General features: G+C 42.2%; 22 protein-coding genes. All 22 read right to left on the reverse strand.

Translation table 11 applies throughout. The features are described 5' to 3' along the window. Positions 1 to 18 precede the first annotated feature (18 nt). Positions 19 to 1,833 carry an allophanate hydrolase gene (gene atzF, locus AVJ20_RS06405; RefSeq protein ID WP_111884596.1) on the reverse strand — a complete coding sequence of 605 codons (1,815 nt, stop codon included), beginning with the start codon at positions 1,831 to 1,833 and terminating at the stop codon, positions 19 to 21. An 877-nt stretch (positions 1,834 to 2,710) separates the two neighbouring features. Then, a complete protein-coding gene (locus AVJ20_RS06410) occupies positions 2,711 to 2,986 on the reverse strand; it encodes a hypothetical protein (protein WP_111884597.1) in 276 nt (91 codons plus the stop codon). Positions 2,987 to 2,989: 3 nt separating this feature from the next. Next, a complete protein-coding gene (locus AVJ20_RS06415) occupies positions 2,990 to 3,736 on the reverse strand; it encodes an N-acetylmuramoyl-L-alanine amidase (RefSeq protein ID WP_111884598.1) in 747 nt (248 codons plus the stop codon). Next, positions 3,723 to 3,998, reverse strand: a complete 276-nt coding sequence (locus AVJ20_RS06420; protein WP_111884599.1) for a holin — start codon at positions 3,996 to 3,998, stop codon at positions 3,723 to 3,725. The genes AVJ20_RS06415 and AVJ20_RS06420 overlap by 14 nt, the downstream gene beginning before the upstream one ends. Positions 3,999 to 4,041: 43 nt before the next feature. After that, entirely contained in the window at positions 4,042 to 4,581 is a 540-nt protein-coding gene (locus AVJ20_RS06425; protein ID WP_111884633.1) for a DUF4376 domain-containing protein, read from the reverse strand. An 8-nt stretch (positions 4,582 to 4,589) separates the two neighbouring features. Further along, positions 4,590 to 8,981 carry a host specificity protein J gene (locus AVJ20_RS06430; RefSeq protein WP_228157167.1) on the reverse strand — a complete coding sequence of 1,464 codons (4,392 nt, stop codon included), beginning with the start codon at positions 8,979 to 8,981 and terminating at the stop codon, positions 4,590 to 4,592. A gap of 56 nt (positions 8,982 to 9,037) precedes the next feature. Next, complete coding sequence (locus tag AVJ20_RS06435) at positions 9,038 to 9,625, reverse strand: tail assembly protein (RefSeq protein WP_111884600.1); 588 nt, start codon at positions 9,623 to 9,625, stop codon at positions 9,038 to 9,040. After that, positions 9,609 to 10,358, reverse strand: a complete 750-nt coding sequence (locus AVJ20_RS06440) for a C40 family peptidase (RefSeq protein WP_111884601.1) — start codon at positions 10,356 to 10,358, stop codon at positions 9,609 to 9,611. Before AVJ20_RS06440 ends, AVJ20_RS06435 begins: the two co-directional genes overlap by 17 nt. Continuing rightward, entirely contained in the window at positions 10,358 to 11,155 is a 798-nt protein-coding gene (locus AVJ20_RS06445; protein WP_111884602.1) for a phage minor tail protein L, read from the reverse strand. Before AVJ20_RS06445 ends, AVJ20_RS06440 begins: the two co-directional genes overlap by 1 nt. Further along, positions 11,139 to 12,056: a hypothetical protein gene (locus tag AVJ20_RS06450; RefSeq protein WP_111884603.1), complete on the reverse strand. Its 918-nt coding sequence runs from the start codon at positions 12,054 to 12,056 to the stop codon at positions 11,139 to 11,141. The genes AVJ20_RS06445 and AVJ20_RS06450 overlap by 17 nt, the downstream gene beginning before the upstream one ends. A gap of 50 nt (positions 12,057 to 12,106) precedes the next feature. Further along, positions 12,107 to 12,451, reverse strand: coding sequence for a phage tail protein (locus tag AVJ20_RS06455; RefSeq protein WP_111884604.1), 345 nt, complete (start codon positions 12,449 to 12,451; stop codon positions 12,107 to 12,109). Further along, complete coding sequence (locus tag AVJ20_RS06460) at positions 12,448 to 16,401, reverse strand: tape measure protein (protein ID WP_111884605.1); 3,954 nt, start codon at positions 16,399 to 16,401, stop codon at positions 12,448 to 12,450. Before AVJ20_RS06460 ends, AVJ20_RS06455 begins: the two co-directional genes overlap by 4 nt. A gap of 86 nt (positions 16,402 to 16,487) precedes the next feature. Then, the gene (locus tag AVJ20_RS06465) at positions 16,488 to 17,315 is read right to left on the reverse strand and encodes a hypothetical protein (protein WP_111884606.1); all 828 of its coding nucleotides are present in this window, start codon (positions 17,313 to 17,315) and stop codon (positions 16,488 to 16,490) included. Between the two features lies 1 nt (position 17,316). After that, the gene (locus tag AVJ20_RS06470; protein ID WP_111884607.1) at positions 17,317 to 17,784 is read right to left on the reverse strand and encodes a hypothetical protein; all 468 of its coding nucleotides are present in this window, start codon (positions 17,782 to 17,784) and stop codon (positions 17,317 to 17,319) included. Positions 17,785 to 17,902: 118 nt separating this feature from the next. Next, positions 17,903 to 18,445, reverse strand: a complete 543-nt coding sequence (locus tag AVJ20_RS06475; protein ID WP_058952016.1) for a hypothetical protein — start codon at positions 18,443 to 18,445, stop codon at positions 17,903 to 17,905. A 60-nt stretch (positions 18,446 to 18,505) separates the two neighbouring features. Beyond that, a complete protein-coding gene (locus AVJ20_RS06480) occupies positions 18,506 to 18,760 on the reverse strand; it encodes a hypothetical protein (protein ID WP_111884608.1) in 255 nt (84 codons plus the stop codon). 14 nt (positions 18,761 to 18,774) lie between these two features. After that, positions 18,775 to 19,260, reverse strand: coding sequence for a hypothetical protein (locus tag AVJ20_RS06485; RefSeq protein WP_111884609.1), 486 nt, complete (start codon positions 19,258 to 19,260; stop codon positions 18,775 to 18,777). Between the two features lie 42 nt (positions 19,261 to 19,302). Next, positions 19,303 to 20,223 carry a phage tail tube protein gene (locus AVJ20_RS06490; protein ID WP_111884610.1) on the reverse strand — a complete coding sequence of 307 codons (921 nt, stop codon included), beginning with the start codon at positions 20,221 to 20,223 and terminating at the stop codon, positions 19,303 to 19,305. 87 nt (positions 20,224 to 20,310) lie between these two features. Then, positions 20,311 to 20,628 (reverse strand): hypothetical protein, encoded by a 318-nt coding sequence (locus tag AVJ20_RS06495; RefSeq protein ID WP_111884611.1) that lies wholly within the window; start codon positions 20,626 to 20,628, stop codon positions 20,311 to 20,313. Beyond that, entirely contained in the window at positions 20,625 to 21,164 is a 540-nt protein-coding gene (locus tag AVJ20_RS06500) for a phage antirepressor N-terminal domain-containing protein (RefSeq protein WP_228157168.1), read from the reverse strand. The genes AVJ20_RS06495 and AVJ20_RS06500 overlap by 4 nt, the downstream gene beginning before the upstream one ends. A 150-nt stretch (positions 21,165 to 21,314) precedes the next feature. Further along, entirely contained in the window at positions 21,315 to 21,725 is a 411-nt protein-coding gene (locus AVJ20_RS06505) for a phage tail terminator-like protein (protein WP_111884612.1), read from the reverse strand. Next, positions 21,722 to 22,096 carry a hypothetical protein gene (locus AVJ20_RS06510; RefSeq protein ID WP_111884613.1) on the reverse strand — a complete coding sequence of 125 codons (375 nt, stop codon included), beginning with the start codon at positions 22,094 to 22,096 and terminating at the stop codon, positions 21,722 to 21,724. The genes AVJ20_RS06505 and AVJ20_RS06510 overlap by 4 nt, the downstream gene beginning before the upstream one ends.

Below are 22,096 nucleotides of genomic sequence, written 5' to 3' on the forward strand. Positions count from 1 at the left end.
ATTATTTCCCCGAATTTTTTAATTTGATTTTGCTGTTGTTGCTTGCAGTGATTGGATATAAGCGCGCCAGCCGCCAAATTCACTGATATTTTTTGCACCGTTTAGGCCATAAGGTTCACAAATAAAGCCTTTCACCCAACGTCCATCGGCAAGCTCGATATTGCCCATACCCAGTGGTGTTGGAATTTCAGCAACAAATTCACCAAAGCGTGCTTTTGGAATATCCCAAAGCTCGACAATAATTTTTTGACCCGCTTCCTGACGCGCTAAACCTGGTTTCGGAGGTACTGTGCCCGGCAGTGCATAGAGGGCGTAATCGGCAGAAGTGGTTGTGGTTTCAACATGCACGGCTTGGCGTGTTGTCAGTTGGAAATTGAGTGGCATGCCTGTGAGATGTGCGCCTACGACTGCAACTCGAAAATGTTGTGCGGATGGTGCAGACATGACTGAATTTGCTTCAGGCAATGTTTTCGCTACTGCACCGAGTGGTAATTTCAAATGCTTTTGCCATTTTTCGGCAAAATCTGCTAAAGCCGTATCGTGCCAAGCCGGTGCAATGAATGTGATTCCAAAAGGCAGCCCGTCGGCACGAAAGCCTGCAGGTACAGCGATGGCACTCAGGTCTGCTAAATTGGTAAAGTTGGTATAGGTGCCAAAGTGGCTATTATTTTCAATTGGCGATTCAGCCATTTCTGCAAGTGTGTGTATGGTTGGCGAGCTTGGCACCACTAAGGCATCAAATTGCGCTAAGGTTTGCTGAATGTCTCGAGCCAATTCTTGCTTTAAATATTCGGCGTTATAAGCATCCACCGCAGTGTACTGCTGGCCTTTTTGAATAATTTCTAGAACTGTTGGATCAAAGTCTTGTACCGATGTTTCTAATAAGTCTGCAACTGCAGCAGTACGCTCTGCAACCCATGACCCTTGGTAAAGTTGGCTCGCCAATTGACTAAAAGCACTGAAATCAATTTCAGTTAGTTCTACACCTAAATTTTTTAATTCAATTAATGCTTGCTGAAATGCAACAGCAGATTGAGCATCGCCAAAAAAATCTAATTGTTTTGGAATGGCTAAATTTAATTGTGCGCTGAACTTTGCAGGCGCTGTAGCAGGATTCACACGTGAATAACTATCGGTTACATCAAAACCTTCCATAACTTCTGCCACTGCAGTTGCATCAACGACAGTTAAAGCAAAAATTGAAATGCAATCTAAGCTTTTACACGCAGGCAGTAAGCCAGTATTTGAAAAGCGACCTTTGGTCGGCTTTAAGCCAACAATATTATTAAATGCTGCGGGTATACGCCCTGAGCCTGCTGTATCTGTACCGAGCGCAATCGGGACTAAACCGCGCGCCACCACACTGCCTGAACCTGAACTTGAACCACCGCTTACAAAGTCAGAATTAAAAGTATTCGGCACTGCACCAAATGGCGAACGTGTACCGACCAATCCTGTGGCAAATTGATCTAGATTAGTTTTGCCTACAATAATCGCACCCGCTTGTTTTAAGCGTTGCACCACATAGGCATCTTCAGTTTTTATGTCCGTAAATAATTTAAACGCAGCCGTTGACGCAAAGCCCACCACATCAATATTGTCTTTCACTGCAATAGGCACACCAAATAAAGGTAAGGCCCCAGCATTTTCGATTTGTTTTAAAGCGTCAATCTGTGCAGTTAATTGTTCTATAGAGGCAATTGAAATCCATGCTGGATCTGCATGATCAAATTGCTCGACCAAGGCATATAATTCTTCGAGTTGAATTGTGTTATTCGTGTAGCCCGCTTTCCATTCCGCTAAAGTCCAGCCTAAAGTTTTTATTGGGTTCATTGATGTGCTCATTCTTGTATCCAAGTTTGAATACTGTATTGCACACATCATGCCAACTATAATTATTATTTATTTTTCAATATCTTAATACAAAAATACAAATCATTTACCTATTCTGTATAGGCAGAACAATACGCTAAGTGTTCTATTAAGTTTCTCATCTCCACTATTTTGGTGCATAACTTTTAATATCGTGTTTTCAATAGATTCTTTTCATTTAGATGCGGATATAAATACAGTGAACTTTCTATTTTCACTCTTTATAAACTTTCAATTTAAATGTTTTTATGACTTTGAACTTAGAATAAAAACAACTGAGAAATATTTTGAATTTTATATATAGAAAAAGATACATCAATGAAGGCTAAAGCAATATTAATCTTAGAGATTGATAGAAGTGAATAGAAATAGAGAAATAAAAAAAGCAGTTGATTTGCAAAATTTAGTTGGAGAATAAAAACTAAAAAATGGTGCGCTCAGCGTGCACAAGATCGTATAAATATATAATTGTTTTATATGATTTTATTTTTATTTATAATATTTTGTACCGCTAAATGTACTACTAAAATAAAAAATGCTCTGGGTTCTAGTCCTTAATTCATAGTGCACAACCAACACGCATTAATTTTCGGAAAGCTACAGCTCTACTATGTCAAGGACAAGCTAATATATTAAATATCAATATTTTAATTTAATACTGACGCTAAGTTGTCGCATATTTCATTTAATCCATTTATGCATTTTACTTCATACTTATAGTTTGTTCGGGATGATATTCACATTACATAATCATATACTCACATGATCTTAAGATACGGATGCTAACAATGATTGTCATGAAGAAAAATAAAAAGCCCTCACTTGAGGGCTTTTACTTTTAAAAAATAGCTTTCAAAGCATTAAAAGCTGTCTTAACTGCATTAATAAAACGGATAATCAAAGGAATCCAATAATCAAGATTATTAAACACTTCCTTGATTTCCTTTTTAGCGTACTCAATAACCCAACTACGCTTTTCTTCACCAGATAAAGTACTGTTCTTTAGTTTCTCAGCTGCATCCATGTACTTTGCGATTTGGCTCAGAATCGGCCCACCTGATTCTGCAATTTCCAAGGTGGATTTAGATACTTGTTCAATGGTTATTGTAGTCATGCCTTATACCCCTTTTTCATGTTTAATGATGACTTCAGCCACAGCTTTTGCTGCAAGCCAATATTTTTCATTGAATGCAGCAAGTTCGGCTTCATTCGAAATAAAACCAAGCTCTACAATTAACCCGCCAGCATTCACGTATGCCAGTCGACCACGCGCAGATTTAGACTGATCAATCCAGCCATTGTCACCACGTAATCGACTACCAAGAGCATCCGCTACGGCTTTGGATAAGTCTTGAGCAAGCTTTTTGTCTTTTGGCAGTGCGATAGTTTCAATGCCATTCGCCTGTTTTGATGTTGCGGCATTCATGTGAAATTCGACTGCTACACTTGAGCCTTTAATTAATTTTACCGCAGCAGACAATGGATCGTTTTTAGTGCCAATACCATCGGTTTTGACTTGCAGCCCTGCTTCATGCAAATAATGAGACACTGCATTGCGGAAGTTGACCACTAGATCGGCTTCTTTGTATTTGCCGTTTACTGCACCCGGATCAGTATTACTATGCCCTGCTGTGATTGTGGCGAAGCCTAAAGGCTGATTGTGTAATTGTGGCTGTGCAATCTTACGACCTATCCAGCTCAAAGCTGGCAATACTGTACCAATAATGAAAGGCGCATATTGTTCAGGGATAAAATTAAAGTCTAATGCCCACTGCAGCACTAAAACCGCAAGCATTAAAAAAGCCCCCAGAAATGGGAGCTTTACAGATAAATATTTAAACGCACTTTCGTTAATCAGCTTCACGCTTCACCTCTCTTTTTAAATTTTGCATACGCTGTTCATATTCAGCTTTTCGCATTTCATGTTCAGTCTGTTCTCGTTTATTTCTCTGAATTGAGAAGTAAAATTGAATAATCAAACCGATTACAGCAACAGACAAGCCACCCCACGCAATAACATCAACTTTCGCTAAAAATGCAAAAAATGATGTTGCCCCTGCGGAATAGGTAACTTTCTGAGTAATTGCGACAGCACTTGCTTCAAGCACTGTCTGTGTTTCAGACATCGGTTTCCCCTAATTTTTGGCAATAAAAAAACACCTGAAGGTGCTATAAACTAACTGCGTCAACTTGTTCTCTTGTTTCAGCTTCATAAATCAATTGTCTTGCGATTCGCCCACGCTCATGTGCGCTCGCAATATGCTGTTGTAATGCTTCATATAGATGTTTCACTTGGTTGCTGCTTAATGCAACTACTGTATTATCAGCTAACGTCCACACTTGATCGACTCCAGCCATTGCTGCGCCCATGATGCGACCCTGAGAAACCTGATCTGAGTCGTATGTCTGCCCCTCAAACACAAAACCACTTATCTCAAGCGCGTTACGCTGTTGTTTCAATTCCTCCCATTTTTGATCCTTCAAGTCATCAAGTGTGCGCGGATCGACCCATTCCTTAGTTGCATAATCAAAATAACTATAATCGTCAGGCGGATCGCCAAGCGGAATAAATGCGCCACCATCCCAATAGTAATCCGGCGACTCAGGAGCGTACCCAATGATAAAATACGGCGCTGGTACGCTGACGCTTTTAAGATCAAATGTCTGCACTTCAATAATGTTCAGCAGCCTACCGTGGGCATCAATCATACTTATCTTCATCGTTTAGCCTCCAATAGCATCCAGTCGCACTTCATGTTTTGTTGCATCACGTTATGCTGATCTTGTGATGTTGCGTATGTACGCATTTTTACCCAATAATTTGCATTACCACTATTTGTAGGTACGTCTAAGTGCATAAATTGCGCATCAATGACAAGTATGTACTGAACGTCTCCGAACGAATCGTATACTTGTTTAGTAGGAAATTTTCGGTACTCTAGTGCTACCGTATCACGCATTAACCATATCTCGCAGTATGCTGAAACAGCGAGCGCATAACCTGTATAGCTACCGTACATTTGAACCCAGCTCATTACGCGCTTAGTGTTCGCCGCAGTAACTGCGAAGGATACGGTATCATTCCATGCGCTTTTTACAAGTGTCCCTGACGTTACTGATCCGTAAGCGAGTTTTAGCGTATCAACCTGCAAGTCACCAATCTTACCTGTTGTCACCGCCAAGTTATTGATCTTCGCAGTAGTCACAGCAGCATTATCAATCTGCGCAGACTTCACCGCCAACTGCTTGATATGAGCTGTATCTATAGACGCATAATCCATAAACGCCGACTTCATATAAGCGCCGATTGGAAACACAGTCCCTGTATTTAGGTCTGTATAAGGTGTGCTGCGGAAAATGAATGGGTAGTAGCCTGTGCTGCCACCGCTTCCGATTGCAAACGAGTCAAAATTTATGATGAAATTAGACTCTTTGCCAGTGTTAGCACCACCCCAACCTGCCACCTTGCCGTTGACGTCTAGTTTGATGTACTTCTGGGCGTATAAGCCATTGACTGATTGGCTGACCTCCTGAATTGATGCGGTGTTTTGGCCTACAGTTGTTTGCAAAGTGTTGATTTGAGATGCTGCTGCACTGTCCGCATCAGCCAAAACTTCTAGCTCTTGCTGAATAGTGGCAATACTACTTTGCAAGTCATCACCAACTTGCGCTTGTAAAGTGTCAATTCTCAAGCCAAGTGCTGAATCAGCATCCGCACGCGCAGTAGCTTCTGTTGTAATTGCAGCTGTGTTATCTGCGATCTGTGCAACAGTAGTGTCGATGCGCTGACTTAAAGCTATGTCGTTTTCAATCATTGCTGATTGCAAAGTCCATGTTCCCGCAAAGCCCTCGGTTGAGCCGATGTAATCTTCACTTGAGCCAACCATTGCCGGATTGACTTGCGCATACACACCGTCAATCTTGGTTGTATTTGCTGTTACTCGCCCATTAATTTCAGCAACATTCGCATTAGTTTGATCCAATGCACCCGCACTAGCTTTAGTTCCAAGCTCGACAGTTAAAGCGTTGATCTGTGATGCATTTGCGCTTGACTGCGATGCTGCCACGTTTGCTGTTGACAAAGCTGTTGCCGCGTTTTGGTTTGCTGTGTCTGCTGTGTCTGCTGCTTGATTAGCTACTGCATTCGCTTGAGATGCCAAACTTGCCGCAGAACCCGCTTCTGTGGCTGCTGTTTCAGCTTTGGTTAATGCAGTTGCAGCGTTTGTTTTCGCTGTGTTTGCATCACCCTCAGCAACAGTTACACGGCTATCTAAAGCCTGAATTGCTTGCGTATTCGCGGTATTGCCTGCGACTGCTGTATTCACTTGCTGCTGAACATTAGCAAGCGCAGTATCATTACTGCTCTTGTAGTTATTCAGTGCTGTTAAATTTGCAAAATCTCCATTTTCGCGATCTAAAATTTCTTGCGTCAAGCCATCATTAAGATCATTTACAGCTAGAATGCGTGCTGCTGTTTCCGCATTTAATTCATTGTTGAGTTGATCAACTTCAATTTGCACAGCAGTAATATCATCAATCAGATTGCCGATATCTCCATCAAGTCCTGCAATGGTGTCGATCTTATCGATCTTGGTTTGCAGATCTTGATGCAGCTGCGATTCAGTAATCTTACCTGACAAAATATCAAGAACAGCCGACGCATCTGCCGAAGTTGTAGCACTAACCCAATCCGACCATGGGCCAATATTCCCGATGCGATCAATCAAACGACCTCTGAAATAACTTGTCAGATTTGGCTGCATACCTTGAATGGTATGTGTATCCGTTGGATAAGCAAACAAACCTAAGAGCGAAGCGTTTGCACCATTGTCTGTAGTTGCAATCTCAATTTCTGTGTAAGCCGTGTCAAGCGCACCAACCGCAGGGAAACTCCAATCTAAACGATAGCCGAATAAGATACCTGTTGCTGCTAAATTAGCAAGCGCAGGCGGCGAACCTGTTTTTCCTGATAATGCGGTCAACATGGAATAAGTTGGCAATGATGCAACATCGAATGCAGAAATTGCAGTCACACGCGCTTCATAGTTGCCTGAGTAAATGCCTTGAACTTCAACTGAGTTATTGCCAGTGAGCGGCATTTTAATCCAGTTGCCATCATCTTTGCGCCATTCAACTTGATACTTTGTGGCACCTTGAGCCTGATCCCAAGTAATCAGCATGGTTTCAATAGATAGACCTTGCTGCACCATGTTTTCAGATGAAATTAAAACATTGGTTACTGGCGCTTGAGTGGTTGGGTTAATGATTGAAATTGGGCGCTCATCAATGAAGGCTCCAAAGTCGATTGCATTGTATTTCGCTGACTCGTATTGCAAGCCCGTGATTGAAAACTGATGTTTGTCGTCTTGAGTAATGCTCATGACGCGAAACTTCATGGTTTTTAAATCTTGAGCATCAACGACCCATACGTTTTGTGGAGCAACAGAGTCAAACGCAACTGTGACTGTGACTGCGCGTCCAATTTTTGATGAAACAATTCGTGTTTGCGCTTTGCCATCTTCACCATTGACAACAAGACGATCACCAGCACGGCACACTACATCATCACGATCTAAAGTAATGGTTTTTTGATCTGCTGATACCAATGATACACGACCACCATTCGCGCGACCTGCAAATAGTTCATCTGCAATTTCGATCACTTTCCCTGGCTGTGGAATGTAACCATCAAGACCTACTTTAAAACTGACTGAACGCACTTCAAGTTGTTCAGACTTTAATGCCCATAATCCTGCACGTTGCGCTTGACCTTCAGAAGTACAACCCCACGCATCAATCTCGGCAATTCGAACACCTAATTTTGCGATTGCTGGCTCATCACGCACATAAACATATTCAGTTTTATAGTGATTTGCAGGGTTGTCCCACGCCACTTTAGCAACAGTGTGTCGATCACGCGCACGTGTGCCTGAGTATTCAAAAATACCGTCAGTGACGTTCGCGCGGGTGTAAGTGAAATAAGTGTCTTGGGGAATATCTGCATCACAGACGATTGAGTTACCATCCCAATAACTAATTGCACGGAAGACACCTGCCAATTTAGTTAAAATTGCAAATGCATCTTCGGTGCTTTGCAAATAAACATTACAAGTGAAACGCGGCTCTTCGCCGCCTTTGCCATCTGATACTTTCTGATCGCAGTATTGCGCAAGACGATACAGCGACCACTTATCTAACATTGCAGATGTAAGTCGATCACCCAGCGCATAGCGCTTGGATGTACAAATATCGTAATAAATCCATGCTGGATTATTGGTATATGCACGCTTAAAAGTGCCATCCCACATGCCTGTATAGGTACGTGCCGCAGGATCATAATTTGAGGGCACTTGCAGCTTAATGCCCTTTAAATCCACTGCGATTTTCGCCACGTTTGAAAATGTTTCAGCATCGTATTGCAAGCCAAGTAACGCCGTATTTGGATAACTTAACTTAAGATCAATTACTTCAGTTAGCGCATCAACATACATCTTGTCACTGATATATTCTGATGTTGAGTTGGGTGTGATTCGACGTACGCGAATAGTCCATCCGCCATCCGATTTTGGCAAATCAATACGGTGTGAGCGTTCATAGTTTGCAGATGTTTTATTCGAAACTTGAGTATTTAAAACTTCGGTCCACGTGCCGCCATTAGTTTGCAAATCGATTGCATATTGAATCGTGATACCTTTCACATCGCCATTTTCAGCATTTTGTTGGCGTAACGGCCCCCATTTAAACCGAATGCGCACAGCATCCAGATCAGTGTTGGAAATAGCACGAACCCATGGCGTACCAGAAACCAATTCAACACTGATTGCAGTTTCAGATGAAATATCTGGAAAGCCTTCAATGTGTTCCTGATCGTTGGTGCCAAATCGAAAATCTGCCTGTACATCCTGAAAATTCGATCCCCCATTAGGGTTATGCAGTGGTGTCTCTTCCAAATAAACTGATTGCAGTCCATTGGCCAAACCTTCGACTTCGCCCTCTGATAGTCCATACAAAATTTTGATATAGGTTTTGGATTGCGCTGAATCTGGTGCAATCACGGCTTGTCTAGCCTTTTTCTCACCTGCTTTTGCGCCTTTAATTACTGCATTCATACTTTATCTCAGACAATAAAAAAGGCGCGATATGCGCCTGTATATTTTTAAAATATTTACATTAAATCTTCTGGATATTGACCCGCGCTTACGATAAAGCCACCCACTTCACGTTGACCGTAAAGCACTGGCACTGGATTGCCTTGAGCGACTGTTGTAACTGCACCGCCGAAACCTTTGTTTGCCTTGTTGCCGTCTTGGTTTTGGTCTTGATTGTTGTCAATTTTTGGCATTAACATCATTGCAATGCCTCCAACCATCATCCCGATACCGGCACCAATTAATGTCGTACCAAGTGGAGCACCCACCCCTGTATATACCAACACAGCCCCTACAACCACAAGTACTGCACCAATAATGGTTTGAAAAAGCCCACCATCCCCACCTGCGCCTTTGACCTTGGGCACCACTTTGATAACCTTTGCAGATGTAGTCATATCCAGTTCAGCTTCACTGATATTTTGCTTATCCTGAAATACTGCGAACTCTAAGCCCTGCTCATGTGCATGTAGCATAAAGTGTTCAAAGCCGGGAATCTGCACACATAAAGCCCGCATGGCTTCACGTGTATTTTCAACATCAAGCCGAAATTCTTTACCAAATTTTTTCGCTAAGATGCCGTAAAGTCTAATTTTTTTGAGCATATCGAACCACCTTTACCACACGTTCTTGCCACTGTGGGCCAAAGATTTCACGTACAGATTTGCGACCGTATGGATGATGCAGAATGATTGATGAGCCGACACATGATTCTGTTTGCTCTGATTTCAATTCAGTCTGATCACCAAGCCAAATCACTGCATGATTCACATGCTCAGTCCGCCCAACACGACATAGCAAAACATCGCCATATTGCATATCAGTGACTTCAATAAAACCTGCATCACCAAAGCCATCCAGATACAATGATTTATTATCTTTAGACTCCCACCATCGGTCCTGACGTTCAAAATCAATTAATTGAATATCAAGCTCTCGCTGATAAAAATCACGCACGATTGAATAACAGTCTTGAATTCCGTGAATATAGTTGCGACCAACTAGTGGCGCACGATAGCCACACGGTTCATATACTTCAAACTCGACATCTGGATAAGCACAAATCACCCATGGCTTTTGATGTAATTCAATCTGAATAAGATCAAGCTCGGATGCACGTGCGGAAGCATTTGGGTGCGAATGTACATAAGCCTTAATTTCACCTAAATCTTCTACTTCGGCTAAATCTTCAGGATGAATTTCAAATTGATCTTGATGAGAGGAAATATTACGACATGGCACATAGTAGTCATCAATAATCACTCCGCAGCACTCAAGCGGGAAGCTCTCTTCAGCATGTGCAAGAATGCCTGCTTTCAACATTTCGGTAAGTTTCATCACATTAAACTCGACGCAGGAAAGCCACCAAAGTGGATCTCATTGTTACGAATACGGCATGACGACAATCGGCCGGAGCAACGATCTAATGCCGGATTGTCTGTTGGTTCATCTTTATCAGTGAACATTGCTGCGCCTGTGTACTGGCATTCTTCACCGCGAAAATTACCCATCGCACACCAGTGACAGTAATTTGAGATCTGCCGAACTGGTATTTTTAGACCCTCAAAATCGATTGGGTTCGACAGTTCAAACGTCACTGCTTGCGCATTTTCAGAAGTCTTTTGCTCGATATACCACAGCTGCTCTTTCGCTTCATTTGATGCTGTCAGATTGCCTTGTGAGAAATTTTCAGCATCAAGATATTTGGCCAAAGTGGTAATCACTTTCAGCTTTGCACCAGCGAAATCACTAAACTGCAAACAGTAAGCTGATATTGCGCCTTGAATGCCACCAATATTATTCGCCATGCTTAAAGTTGGTGCAGACGCTTTGCCATCGGAACGCATTTCCAAACCCGACACTTCCAGCGCCATTGGCTCAAATGTTTGGCCCTGCCAGATGATATTTCGTTGCCATGCTTTTTCATTGCCAGAATCAAAAACTTTACCAATTGAGCCTGTATCAGCACCAATTAATTCAGCTGAGCCGATGGACGTATAAATGCGCTCCCAATCTTCATAAGATATATGCCCATGAAAACGTAAAATGCCCGCACCTAAGTTGCGAGCATCCAATTCAAACAGGGTGATTAAGCTTTCTACATAGAGTTTTTGAAAATCACTGTTTAGCGCCATTCATCATCTCCGAAACTGCTTGAGCAATCCCTGTTGGCTGAAAATCCGCAGGTGTTTTTGATGTTGGCATTTCATATTCAATTGGCGGTAACGCTTGCAAACGAATATCAATCCAGCGGTTTTCTGTGATATCAATAGGCTGAGTTAAATCAGCAACAATTGATGCTGTTTCAAGATCAAACTTTTTCTTATATGTTTTTACCGAAATGTCGCCATTTTCTAATGATGTATAGATGACTGAAAATAAGACATTCCCATTTGCATCTTTTGGCGTTTCAACATACCAACCTTCTTGTGCAAAACCAGTTGAACCTGTAATTAGATAATCCCCTGTGCCAAGTTTTTCTAAAACAATTTCTTGTTTTTGAGCCTCATCATTCAAATCGATTTTGTCAGAAAAAAGCTTAACAATTGGAGAGGCTGCTTTAATGAAACCGTTTGGATCTACAGTGGTATTTACGCTTGTAAAAAAATAAGCCCACGGAGACCAACCCGGACCCATATTTTTTACTCTAAAACCTAGTTCGGGAGAAGTATAGCTATAAGCGGTTTGAACCTTTCCCAACATACCAATTGGATCTAAGTTTCTGGTGAATACACAGCTATATAGAAATTTCGGCACACCATTCGGCAACCCTACATCCTTGTCGCAAAAAACAATATCCCCTATTGATAGATCATCAAGTGAAATAGCACTATTTATATTCAGCGGCTTGGCCTTAAGAGCTGCTTGGCAAATATTTCTCTGCTCTACTAAATCCAAATCATTCATTCCCACCAAACGACTCGCAGCGTGCGCATTGTTAGTAAAGTTTTCATTGAATTTTGTTGCAGCTGAACGAAAAGTATCACCACCTGCGCCACTTGGTGCTGTGCCTAAATTTGCAGTTTGAATAGCCATATTTTTCTCACAAAAAAGCCCCAACATGTGGGGCGTGAAATTGATTTAAATCAAGGGTAAAAGACTTGGGTGAAGGTTGTGGAGATTGACCAGACCAATCCACCAACCTGTCGTGGTTGGTATGAAGTTCCAGTCTTAACTCTCACCTCGCCATCCAAAGGAGAATCCCATAAAAATGAGTCAGCACCTTTGTGGCGATCAAAGAAGGCTTTAATTGCGATAATCTCATCCTTGTAGCCAGTTCTCTGATAGGCCCATTCGCCTTTTCGGTTGTTGATGCCAACCGAGATGCTTTGCTCATACCCATCGCCGAATCTGCTAGATAACACATTGAAGTTTTGAGTATCCGAGCTGCCTTCTAGATCGCACGGGAAAGTAAATTTTTCGTTGCTCATTTAGATAACAGCCCCCCTTGACGTTGCTCTCTGCGAATTACAGCCAGAGTCATATTTTCCATCATTTTCCCTAATTGCTTTGCATCAGATTCACTGGTTGTAGATCCATCAGACGCAATATGAATGGTTTGTGTGTAATAAACATCACCACCCGAGCTAGAGCTATTAGCACCACCCGAATTAATCGCACTCACAGCACCCATACCAACACGGTGAGTATCTGCAACCAATCCCCCTGTCGCATAACCCCGACGAATCGACTTTCGCAAATCCTCAAAGCCTTGAGGGCCGCCTAGAGCTTTGATTTCCTCTTGGGTTAAAACACCTTCGCCTTTGTGGACGACACCTGCTGGCTCGTATTTACCACCGCGACCTGTGTAGCCACCGTTAGCGAAGCCTTTAGGGGTAGCAGCCTGAATCATTGCTACAAATGTGCCCTGATCCAACGTTGCTTTTGCAGCAGCAGCAACCTTTTGCCAGACCGTGCCCTGCTCATTCGCATAAGCATCAGATGCAGACTTCCAGACGTTTATGCCTGCCTGAGCGAGAGCAAACGATTGCTGTGCTGCATACAAAGCCCGATATGCCGATGATGATTCGCCAAGCATTGCACTAAACATACCCGAAAGCGCACCTGTCACTTGCTGAGCTTGATCTAGTTGCAAGTTGAGTTTGGCGTTTTTGTAATCCTCTTCAATCTGCAATAAAGCGGCCTTGTACTCCTCCTCCTTTATGAGTCCATATTTCCTAGCTTCATCTAAAATAGCTTCACGGTCTTCCAGTTGCTTTTGCAGTGCATACAATTCAGTCTGCCCAGTCAGATCCGCAGCCAGTGAGTCTAAATTATCCTGAGCAGTCTTTCTTTTTTTCTCATAATCATCCACATACTTAGCTGCTGTTGCCTCTCGCATAGCTGCACGTTGTTTAGCATCTGCGATTTTGCTTATCTCTTGCATCTCAAGACGATAACGCTCCTGCATCAAGTCAACCTCATGCATGTATGCTTGTTTGATTTGAAATAGTTGAGTCTCTTGAGCCAACATCAACAACGCCTGCTCTTGCTTCAACTGCTCATCAAGCAAGGCAACTGCTTTATCTCTCTGCTCTTTGGTTAGCTCTAAATCACGAGAAGCATAGAATTTTCGCTCATTAAAACTATCCTCCAATAGTTGTGATTCGGTCTTTCTGAAAGACTCATAATCATCTAGCTTGGTTTTTAAAGCGTATTCAGCAATTGCAATATCATTGTCAGCGCGAGCTTGGTATTCAACTTTGATTTCCTTGGCGCGCTCAGGTGAATAACCTGCTTTGTCAATCTCCTGCAAGTCGTCTGCTAGCTTTGAGCGAATACGAGTTACTTCATCAGCAACATTAAGCTCTAGGTTTTTGCGAAGTTCTGCTTGCTGCTCCGCCATTTTGGCAGCTTCTTCAAGCAGTTTTTCCCATTCTTTAGAGCCCACATCACCAGCTGTGAAGCCGTTTACTCCAGCGGTATAGCCTTTGAATTTTTGCCAGTAATCATTGTTGTACTTGCCAATATTCTTACCTTTTTGGACATTACCTTCACCAGCATGATAAGCGCGTACAGCCTTCTCCAAATCTCCCTTAAAGAGCTTTAAAAGGTAGGACATGTACTTTGCAGCACCCTCAGCGGATTGAGCTAAATCCGTACGATCTTTTACACCGTATTGTTTAGCCGTGCCAGCAAGGAACTGAAAGCCACCAGTCGCACCAGTTTGACTATTTACTTGATTAGACTTTCCAGTATTTCCTGTTTCAATTGCATGAATTGCTGATAATGTGCCGCTTGGCAGTCCGTATTTAGACTCAAGACCAGAAAAATTATATTTGGCTGCGTTGGCTTGAACTTTTGAGCTTGCAGTTAAAACTTTCTGCTGCTTCTCAAGTTCCTTGGTTCGCTCCTTTTCAGCAGCATTTCTGGATTCAATAACCTTTTTGTTTTGCTCCTCAATGCTATTGATTTTCAGTAAATATTTAACTTGCTCTACAGTAATCGACTTGCCTTCTTTTTGAAGTTTTAGCGCATATTCTGAGATTAAGTTAATTTGTTCTGCGTTATAACCTTGAGCCAGCATTGCTTTGGTTAAGCTTGCATTAAACTCACGATCAAACAAAGACTTCTTAAATTCAGCTTGAGCCTTGGCTGCTTTTTCCGCTGCCGTTGCGTTTTTATCAAGAGATTTGGAATTTTCATCCACACCAACTGCTGCGGTTTGTGCTTTTCGGCCTGAAAGCTCAACCTCATAACCAAATAAGCTCAGCTTGGTCTTGGTATTGGTTGCCTCTTTTGCGTTTTTTTCAAACTCAACAGTATTCGCTTTGATTGCTTCATAAACTTCCTTGCTAATGCGAAGCTCATTAAACCGCTGTACTGCCTCAGTCATGCTAATTGTGCCATTGCGAGCATCTTGCACAACTTGCACAACTTCCTTATTTCCCTTGTAAAGTTGCTCAATTGCATTCAACTGCATGTTGATCTTGCTGCTAGATTCAGACAATGCTGCGTTCTGACGCTCGAAAGCTGCCGCCATATCATTAACAGCGTTATCTTTCTCAAGACCTTTTAAAGCCAGTAATTCATCTTTTGCTTTTTTCGCTACAGCGGCTTGCTCTTCAAGTTTTGCATTTGCTTCCGCTGTACGATTCTTAAGGTACATGTAGCCAGCGGCTAAGCCTGCAACACCCAAAGTAATTGCACCAATTGGGCCACCAGCCAAAGCAAGCATTCTTGCGCCAATTGCTCGACTTGCATTAAGTGCATTCTGAGCTGCTGTATTTGTCGCTATAGCTGCCGTGGTTTGATTTAATGCAATACGATGTGCAATTTCTGCTTGAGTTAATCGCATGGTTGCTGCTGCGCGTGCTGTTCTCGTGGTTGCGCTATTTAACTCTTGTCGAGCTAAACCAATTTCAGATATGGCTTGAGCTGCGATTTGTCGCGTTCTTTGCACTTCAAGTGCCGCCAATTGAACTTGAGATTGCAATACCGCTGTATCTGCTGCGCGACGTGCTACTGATGCTGCAATTGATCCCTGAATGGCAACTGTTTGAGCTAGTATGGTTTTTGTGAGTAACGCCACCCCACCTACCATAGCAATATTAGCAATTGTGCCTAGATTATCAGCAAGACCGCTGATTGCGGCTGACAGTCCTGCTGCTGCACCACTTCCTGCACCTGCCGCACCGACGAATTTGGTCACTTCATTGGATAGTTGGGTGAATGACTGCGCAATCGTGAAATCTGTTTTGTTAAAAAGATCATCAATATAAGGTTTGGCTTTACTTAGCGCTTTAACAAGCTCATCGCCTGTAATTTTACCCTCAGCCGCCATGGCTCGAAGCGAACCAACATTGGTGTCCATCCCCATTGCAATTGCTTTTAAAAGGCCCGGTGCTTGTTCAGCAATTGAGTTAAACTCTTCACCACGCAATACACCAGATGCTAAAGCCTGCCCAAACTGCATCAATGCAGCTTCAGCACTAGCAGCACTACCACCCGAAACAGAAATGGCTTTTGACACGGTTTCAGTTAATGCCGCTGTTTGCTTCATGCTAATACCAAGTCGATCCGCATTGTCTGCAAAGCGCTGGTAAACCATAGCTGTTGAGTCCCATGAGGACGCTGTTTTCTGAGCAATAGCAAAAGTATCATTCATTGCTGTGTTTAGCTCGGACTGTGAATCAGTCACAAGCTTTAATCTGTTTTGCAAACCCGTATAGGTATCCATCTTGGAGATAGCAGCACCAATGGTCACAATGCCAGCCATCTGCCCCACTAGTTGGCGAGTTGCTACAGACATTGAGTCCATAGATCGTGATGCGTAATCACCATTGCGTTCTATGTTTTGAAGTTCTCGTGCTACATTTCTTGCATTTCGTTCAGCATTTCTTGAGTCGATTACGATTCGCAATACAGATTCTTGGGCCATTTCGCTTTCCTTTAGGCAATAAAAAAGCGCCTAAAGGCGCTGGGTTTGGGTATTAAAAAACCCACCGAAGCGGGTTTGTGCTTTAGTTAAAGCTTTTTGTACCAGTCGAGCATTTCATTCAGTTTTTTTGTGAAGCCGGTTAGATCTACCTCGGAATCTTTGTTGTAATTGTAAGGCCACTCCCGATATCGAATAACCGCCTTTTTACCCTCTTTCATTTGTTTAACTATCAGATTTGCGTACATAGGATTGATTAACCCCTCTTTACCCGAGTAGTGGACATTATCATCAATTTTGATTGCACTTTCTGTTCCGGGGTAATGATTCCTACCAACACTTACAGCATACCTACCATCAATATAAAGAACCATTAATCTATCTCTACTGATAGAGCATATTTTTTTACCATTAAAGGCATCTTTTCTGCAGCTTGTATCCCATCCAAACAAAATGTCATTTGTGGTTTCGCTTAATGGCTTCTCTGTTATTGTGTCTTTTGGTTTTTCAGTTTTAAAGCATTCCCATGATTTATCACTTATTTCTATTTTAGAGAGGCTGCTGGCTTTAATATAACCTTCTTCTTTACTATCAATTTGGAGCCTGAAGGTTATATAGTCTTGATAGGTATCCTGATAAATATCAGCCTCAAGAAAAGTAACGGGCACATATTTATTATCAGTGGTGTACACCGCATCTCTATATGACATCTGCTCTTTATTGGCATAAATAGGCTTTGTGGCGCAGGCGGTTGAGTTGTACCAGGCTGTTTTACCTATCATGCTATTAATATAGTTTTTAGTCTCAACTGCTCGCTCAACCAACCTTTTGTTTTTTTGATCTTCCGGTGTCTCAAAGCCCCCATAAGCGTTTAGCGCTAGAAATGACAAAGTCACCATGTAAATTATTTTTTTCATTTCAATCCTTTGTAAATGAGCTTATTAATTTCTCGGCAATCTTAATCGCTTTTTTATCTTGTACAGCATTAGCTGCTTTTAGTAAGGCTTTTCCGTCAGAAATTTTCACATGATTGTAATTTGCAAAATAAGATTTGGTTCTACGCACACCATGCTCTTTACTCCAATATGCACTCATTTCAGTAAGCATTTCATCATTAAGCTTTATTATCTTTATGACTCTCTCAATAACAGCTTTATAATCACATGCTGCTAAATCCTCTTTATTTAATTGCCGCCAAGCCATAAAGAGTCTTTTGTAGTGCCCATGAAAAATATGTGGATCCTTGCACGAGTCCTCGAGTAAATTCGCTGCCTCTCTTAATTGTCCATTTTTCTTTAAACTCTCAAACCTATCAAGTAAATCCAACTTTGATAGCGCTTCACTCCTTGCAGGCACATCTAGATAATCAGTAATATCGACCAACATACCCCACCCCAAATATTTATTGTTCAGGACAAGATACTAATTTATCACTCAAAAAGAAACCTCCCGGAGGAGGCTTGGCTTTTCTAAATAAAATCTCACCTGAGCTTGCTGAAGATGCTTATAAGACTTTTTTGGATCTCAAATCCTGCATTAGATCACCAATATTAGAGGATATCGCAGAACGAACAGCCTCTGAGTCAGTATTTCCCATCGCTTTCGGTGAAGCTTTGTGTGTTTTGATTGTATTTTTATAAATCTGCTCACCGTTTTTCGTGACGATATAATCAACATCTAGATAAAAATCAACCTCTATAAAGCCAATCCAGTCGTATTCGAATCGCTGAATATCACCTGATATCTGAATATCTGCATTCCGATCAGGATTAAAACCTGCTGCGATTAACTCCTTTGTTAGTGAGGACTTTAGTAACACATCTGCTTTATCAGACATGTACATAGTTCCAATCGCTGCTGATGGCTTCTGAAATTCATTTGACTTAACTAGCCCTTTTTCGGCTGGAAGGTATTTAAACACTCCAACCCCTACATCCCCTTGGCCTTTGATTGTTGGTGATGCAACATAATTAATAGGCATTGTTGTTGAGCACCCACTCAAAACCAACCCAAACCCCAAAACCCCTGCAATTAATAATTTTTTCATGTGAATACCCTCTTATAAGTAATCACAAGATACTAATTAACCGAGAAAAAAGAAACCAACTCACGCTGATTTCTTCTGCATTCTCTTGTAAGCCTCATCAATAAACCGATTATCCAGATCAAAGATGACTACATTAAAAATATAACGCTCCACTGGTAACTCATACTGCTCACAATAGGCGTTAAGGTCGGCAATGCTTAATGCCAATGGTGTGCCTTGCTCATATCTGCGTGAGCGTGAGATGACGTTGTAGGCTTCAACTAAAGCGTTGGCTGTGTATGAGTATTGAGGCGGGTCAGGTAGTTTAATACCCAAAGCTTCACGCTGTTTTATTTCGTGTTCGCTAAGTCCGGCGTATCGGTTGAGATAGGTGTAAAGCTCTCGGACTTTCCCAAGGTTTCATCTCGATAAGCATTTGCTTCGGCCTGAATCTGGTCGGCTTGCGCTTTTACAAAGGCCCAGATTGCGACACCAATGTCACCCATATTGAAAAGTTTGGTTGCATTTTCAGGTGAGCATTCCGGTTCAATCTCTTTGCCATCTTCAACAAAGACTACGCCTTTCCAGTCAGCTACCAGATGACATGCAGCAGCTTCAAGCAATAGCTCATGATAAAGCTTATCATCACTACCGGCAGTCGCCACATCATAGCCTTTCGATGACAGTTGATTCTGTGCGCGCTCAACCGCTACCCGGTATGCCTTGTAATCAGAGCCGCGAATCTTGAACTCGGCCAATACATTCCCTTTGCCATCTTTATATTCTTTCCAAAGTGCGACTTCTTTGCTTTGTTGGATTGCTACTTTTAAAGCCATGTTTGATCTTCCAGAAGAAAACCGCCCGAAGGCGGTCTGATGTTAAGGTGCGATAATGCGCGTAATAGTTGGTGATACGTTGATATGGTTAAAGCTCACATCAAGCATAATCGTATCTTCGCCACCACCATCCGGGTGATTGGCTTCAGACACTTCTAATTGCGGGAACTCAAATGCATAACCATTGCCCTTGCCATCTTCGATAGAGAATTCTAGTGGCATGGTATCACGCGATTTCACATAGTCCACATATTCCGCAGCTTGAGCACCAAAAATAAATTGGCTGCTCAGGGTAATATCCATCATCTTTTCCAGATAGGTCTGTGCTGAAAGCTTCTGATTGCCGATACAGCGGATTGCTTCCAGATTGTTCGAGATATTCAGCTCAAGCGACTGCATACAGGCAGTACCAACAATACCCTGCCCATTTACAGTCAAGTCACCAACATTCAATGCAGAAACCATAACAGCTTCAGGAACAGGAATTGGGGTAACAACCGGATTTACTGTAGTGCGTTCAAAGTCAGTACCAACAAGACCAAAGGTTGTTGTAATTTTACCAGTGGTCGCAATAGACATTGATGCCTCACCAATGCGCACACCACGGTAGATAAAGACCTGACCAATATCAGAGTGAAACTTTACAAAGGTGAATGTTTTGCGGACATCACCACCAAATTGAAGAACATCACCTGCCCACTCATTCATAGCCACAGCTGACCAGAAGTCGTCAAATAGACCAACAGATAATTCAACTTCAAGTGAACCAGTAATTTCTGCTTCAGTTGCCATACCACCTTGACGGAAGCGAGTATCTGAAACACTGGCTGAGGTTTCCGTGGTTACCGATTCAGACAGTCCATCTGAGACTCGGCGTACTGTTTTCCAGACTGGTACTGCTGGCAATACTTCCGGCGTTTCCTCTGCTGCATAGTAGAGGCGAATTTTTGCACCACTCGACATGGCTTAATACTCCTAATTTTTAGGCATAAAAAAACCACCTTTCGGTGGCATTGGTTTAGAAATAATTAACCCTGCACTTGGCGGGGTTTATGTCTGTATAAATGAATAAATAAGAACAATGATCATGAGCACCAAAAGGACGTAAAAAGACCTTTTCCAGTACAGTCCTTTTGCTACAATCTCGTCTAGGTCTTCATTCCATTTTTTGAAATTTTCAGAAGTGGATTCGAGAAATCTACGACTATCCTGAACTTCTTTCCGAAGCTCCTTATTTTCATTCCAGTTATCAATAACAATTTGCTGTTGAAATTTCATTCGATTGATGACTTCTTCAACAAGTTCTGCATGCGTCATTACCTCAAGCTCTTGGCGCATTTCGATGTATTCATCCAAATCATCACTCATAGGTCAGCACCAAAATTAAGCAATAGGGTATTTTTATTAATCCAGTCTTGACGTTTCTGCTTGTTGATTTTCTTTTCGCGTTTACGCTGGTGCATACCAAGACTAAAAAGAGTTCCTTTTGCTTTCGATATCTTGTCATCCATATCAATTGCATTTAGCTCATCAAAAGCCTTGTGTCTGGCATTCAATTTGCCTGTCCAGTGATTCCATAGCACATCATCACATTCTTCTTGGTATTTGATGACAGCCTCTTTGCATTCAGGCTTTACTTTGTTTGCACTGATTGAATTAAACCATCCAAATAACTTTCGCAGTGGAATACAAAGCATCTCCTGAATACCACCACTTGAAGGTATGGTCATTTTGACCATACCCCATCTCGGATTTGAAGCAAGCTTTCTGTGCTGGCTCTTCCAATCCAACCCCATACCTTCGACAACCAATTTCATTGGCACGTAAGGCTGATTGTTGTATTCAACAATTGATAATTGAGTATTGTGAAAAAATACAGTCTGCGGTTGCGCTACCATCTTCATAGCATTCTCCTGATCATGCTCAAAAAAAGAAACTGGCAGGCACGTTGAACATGGAAACGTGCTTTTCGAACCGTCGTTCTAGCCAGTGGTTTGCCTGAAAACAGGCATAAAAAAACCGCCCAATAAGGACGGTTTGATTGAGTGTTTAAGCTAGTTCACTCGAAACTCGGCTCTAATTATTTTTGCGTAAAAGTCTTGGTCATCCATGCTTTGCGGTGCATGAACCTTATAGACTTCAAGATGAGATGTGCCGAATGATTGCAGCAATTCTCGCCACTGGTCACACAATGCGGTCATGGCAAGTGTTCCATTGCTTTTTGGTGTAAAGCACTGAATTAAAATCATACCGTAATCACGGATACATGGGCCATCACCGATAGACGCAACTTGGCTGTCAGCGTACTGTATAGAAACTTTACACCATGGTTTATTTGTTGGCGCTTTGAAGTGCTGACCACCGCCTAACGGCTGGCTTTCAATGCGCAGATTGGCTTTATCTACGCCAGTGAATTGACCTATTTTTTTATAAATTTCAGTTTCAGCCTGAGTAAGTGTCATCATTTGTATTTACTCGCTACTGATTGATAAGACAGCGCGTAAACGCCATTAGGCGCTTGCTGACTCCAACCGTTTTCTAAACGTGTGCCGTATGGGCTCAATGTTTGGATATACACAAGACCACCTATTTTCGCTGTAGATGCGACTTTCAAACCTTTTGCTAGTGTTGCACCGCCTGACAGGTCAAAACCTTTCTCATAGCTGTTTTGAGGTGAATCTAGCGTTACCTTATGCGATGCCCGAAATTCACCGTCCATCACAGGCGAGCGCACAATAACTTGCTGCAATGTTTCACCTACAATCTTTTTGAGATGGCTGTCTGCATTCTTCACCACTTCAAGCGCAAAATTAGTCGGTTTGTTTTTCCATCCCAT

The sequence above is a fragment of the Acinetobacter sp. CFCC 11171 genome, from assembly GCF_003268405.1.
Classification (GTDB): domain Bacteria; phylum Pseudomonadota; class Gammaproteobacteria; order Pseudomonadales; family Moraxellaceae; genus Acinetobacter; species Acinetobacter amyesii.

Excerpts from the sequence above, each read along its gene's own strand:
- atzF (WP_111884596.1), bottom strand. The coding sequence starts at position 1,833 with ATGAACCCAATAAAAACTTTAGGCTGGACTTTAGCGGAATGGAAAGCG.
- AVJ20_RS06410 (WP_111884597.1), bottom strand. The coding sequence starts at position 2,986 with ATGACTACAATAACCATTGAACAAGTATCTAAATCCACCTTGGAAATT.
- AVJ20_RS06420 (WP_111884599.1), bottom strand. The coding sequence starts at position 3,998 with ATGTCTGAAACACAGACAGTGCTTGAAGCAAGTGCTGTCGCAATTACT.
- AVJ20_RS06425 (WP_111884633.1), bottom strand. The coding sequence starts at position 4,581 with ATGATTGATGCCCACGGTAGGCTGCTGAACATTATTGAAGTGCAGACA.
- AVJ20_RS06430 (WP_228157167.1), bottom strand. The coding sequence starts at position 8,981 with ATGAATGCAGTAATTAAAGGCGCAAAAGCAGGTGAGAAAAAGGCTAGA.
- AVJ20_RS06435 (WP_111884600.1), bottom strand. The coding sequence starts at position 9,625 with ATGCTCAAAAAAATTAGACTTTACGGCATCTTAGCGAAAAAATTTGGT.
- AVJ20_RS06440 (WP_111884601.1), bottom strand. The coding sequence starts at position 10,358 with ATGAAACTTACCGAAATGTTGAAAGCAGGCATTCTTGCACATGCTGAA.
- AVJ20_RS06445 (WP_111884602.1), bottom strand. The coding sequence starts at position 11,155 with ATGGCGCTAAACAGTGATTTTCAAAAACTCTATGTAGAAAGCTTAATC.
- AVJ20_RS06450 (WP_111884603.1), bottom strand. The coding sequence starts at position 12,056 with ATGGCTATTCAAACTGCAAATTTAGGCACAGCACCAAGTGGCGCAGGT.
- AVJ20_RS06455 (WP_111884604.1), bottom strand. The coding sequence starts at position 12,451 with ATGAGCAACGAAAAATTTACTTTCCCGTGCGATCTAGAAGGCAGCTCG.
- AVJ20_RS06460 (WP_111884605.1), bottom strand. The coding sequence starts at position 16,401 with ATGGCCCAAGAATCTGTATTGCGAATCGTAATCGACTCAAGAAATGCT.
- AVJ20_RS06465 (WP_111884606.1), bottom strand. The coding sequence starts at position 17,315 with ATGAAAAAAATAATTTACATGGTGACTTTGTCATTTCTAGCGCTAAAC.
- AVJ20_RS06470 (WP_111884607.1), bottom strand. The coding sequence starts at position 17,784 with ATGTTGGTCGATATTACTGATTATCTAGATGTGCCTGCAAGGAGTGAA.
- AVJ20_RS06475 (WP_058952016.1), bottom strand. The coding sequence starts at position 18,445 with ATGAAAAAATTATTAATTGCAGGGGTTTTGGGGTTTGGGTTGGTTTTG.
- AVJ20_RS06485 (WP_111884609.1), bottom strand. The coding sequence starts at position 19,260 with ATGGCTTTAAAAGTAGCAATCCAACAAAGCAAAGAAGTCGCACTTTGG.
- AVJ20_RS06490 (WP_111884610.1), bottom strand. The coding sequence starts at position 20,223 with ATGTCGAGTGGTGCAAAAATTCGCCTCTACTATGCAGCAGAGGAAACG.
- AVJ20_RS06495 (WP_111884611.1), bottom strand. The coding sequence starts at position 20,628 with ATGAGTGATGATTTGGATGAATACATCGAAATGCGCCAAGAGCTTGAG.
- AVJ20_RS06500 (WP_228157168.1), bottom strand. The coding sequence starts at position 21,164 with ATGAAGATGGTAGCGCAACCGCAGACTGTATTTTTTCACAATACTCAA.
- AVJ20_RS06505 (WP_111884612.1), bottom strand. The coding sequence starts at position 21,725 with ATGATGACACTTACTCAGGCTGAAACTGAAATTTATAAAAAAATAGGT.
- AVJ20_RS06510 (WP_111884613.1), bottom strand. The coding sequence starts at position 22,096 with ATGGGATGGAAAAACAAACCGACTAATTTTGCGCTTGAAGTGGTGAAG.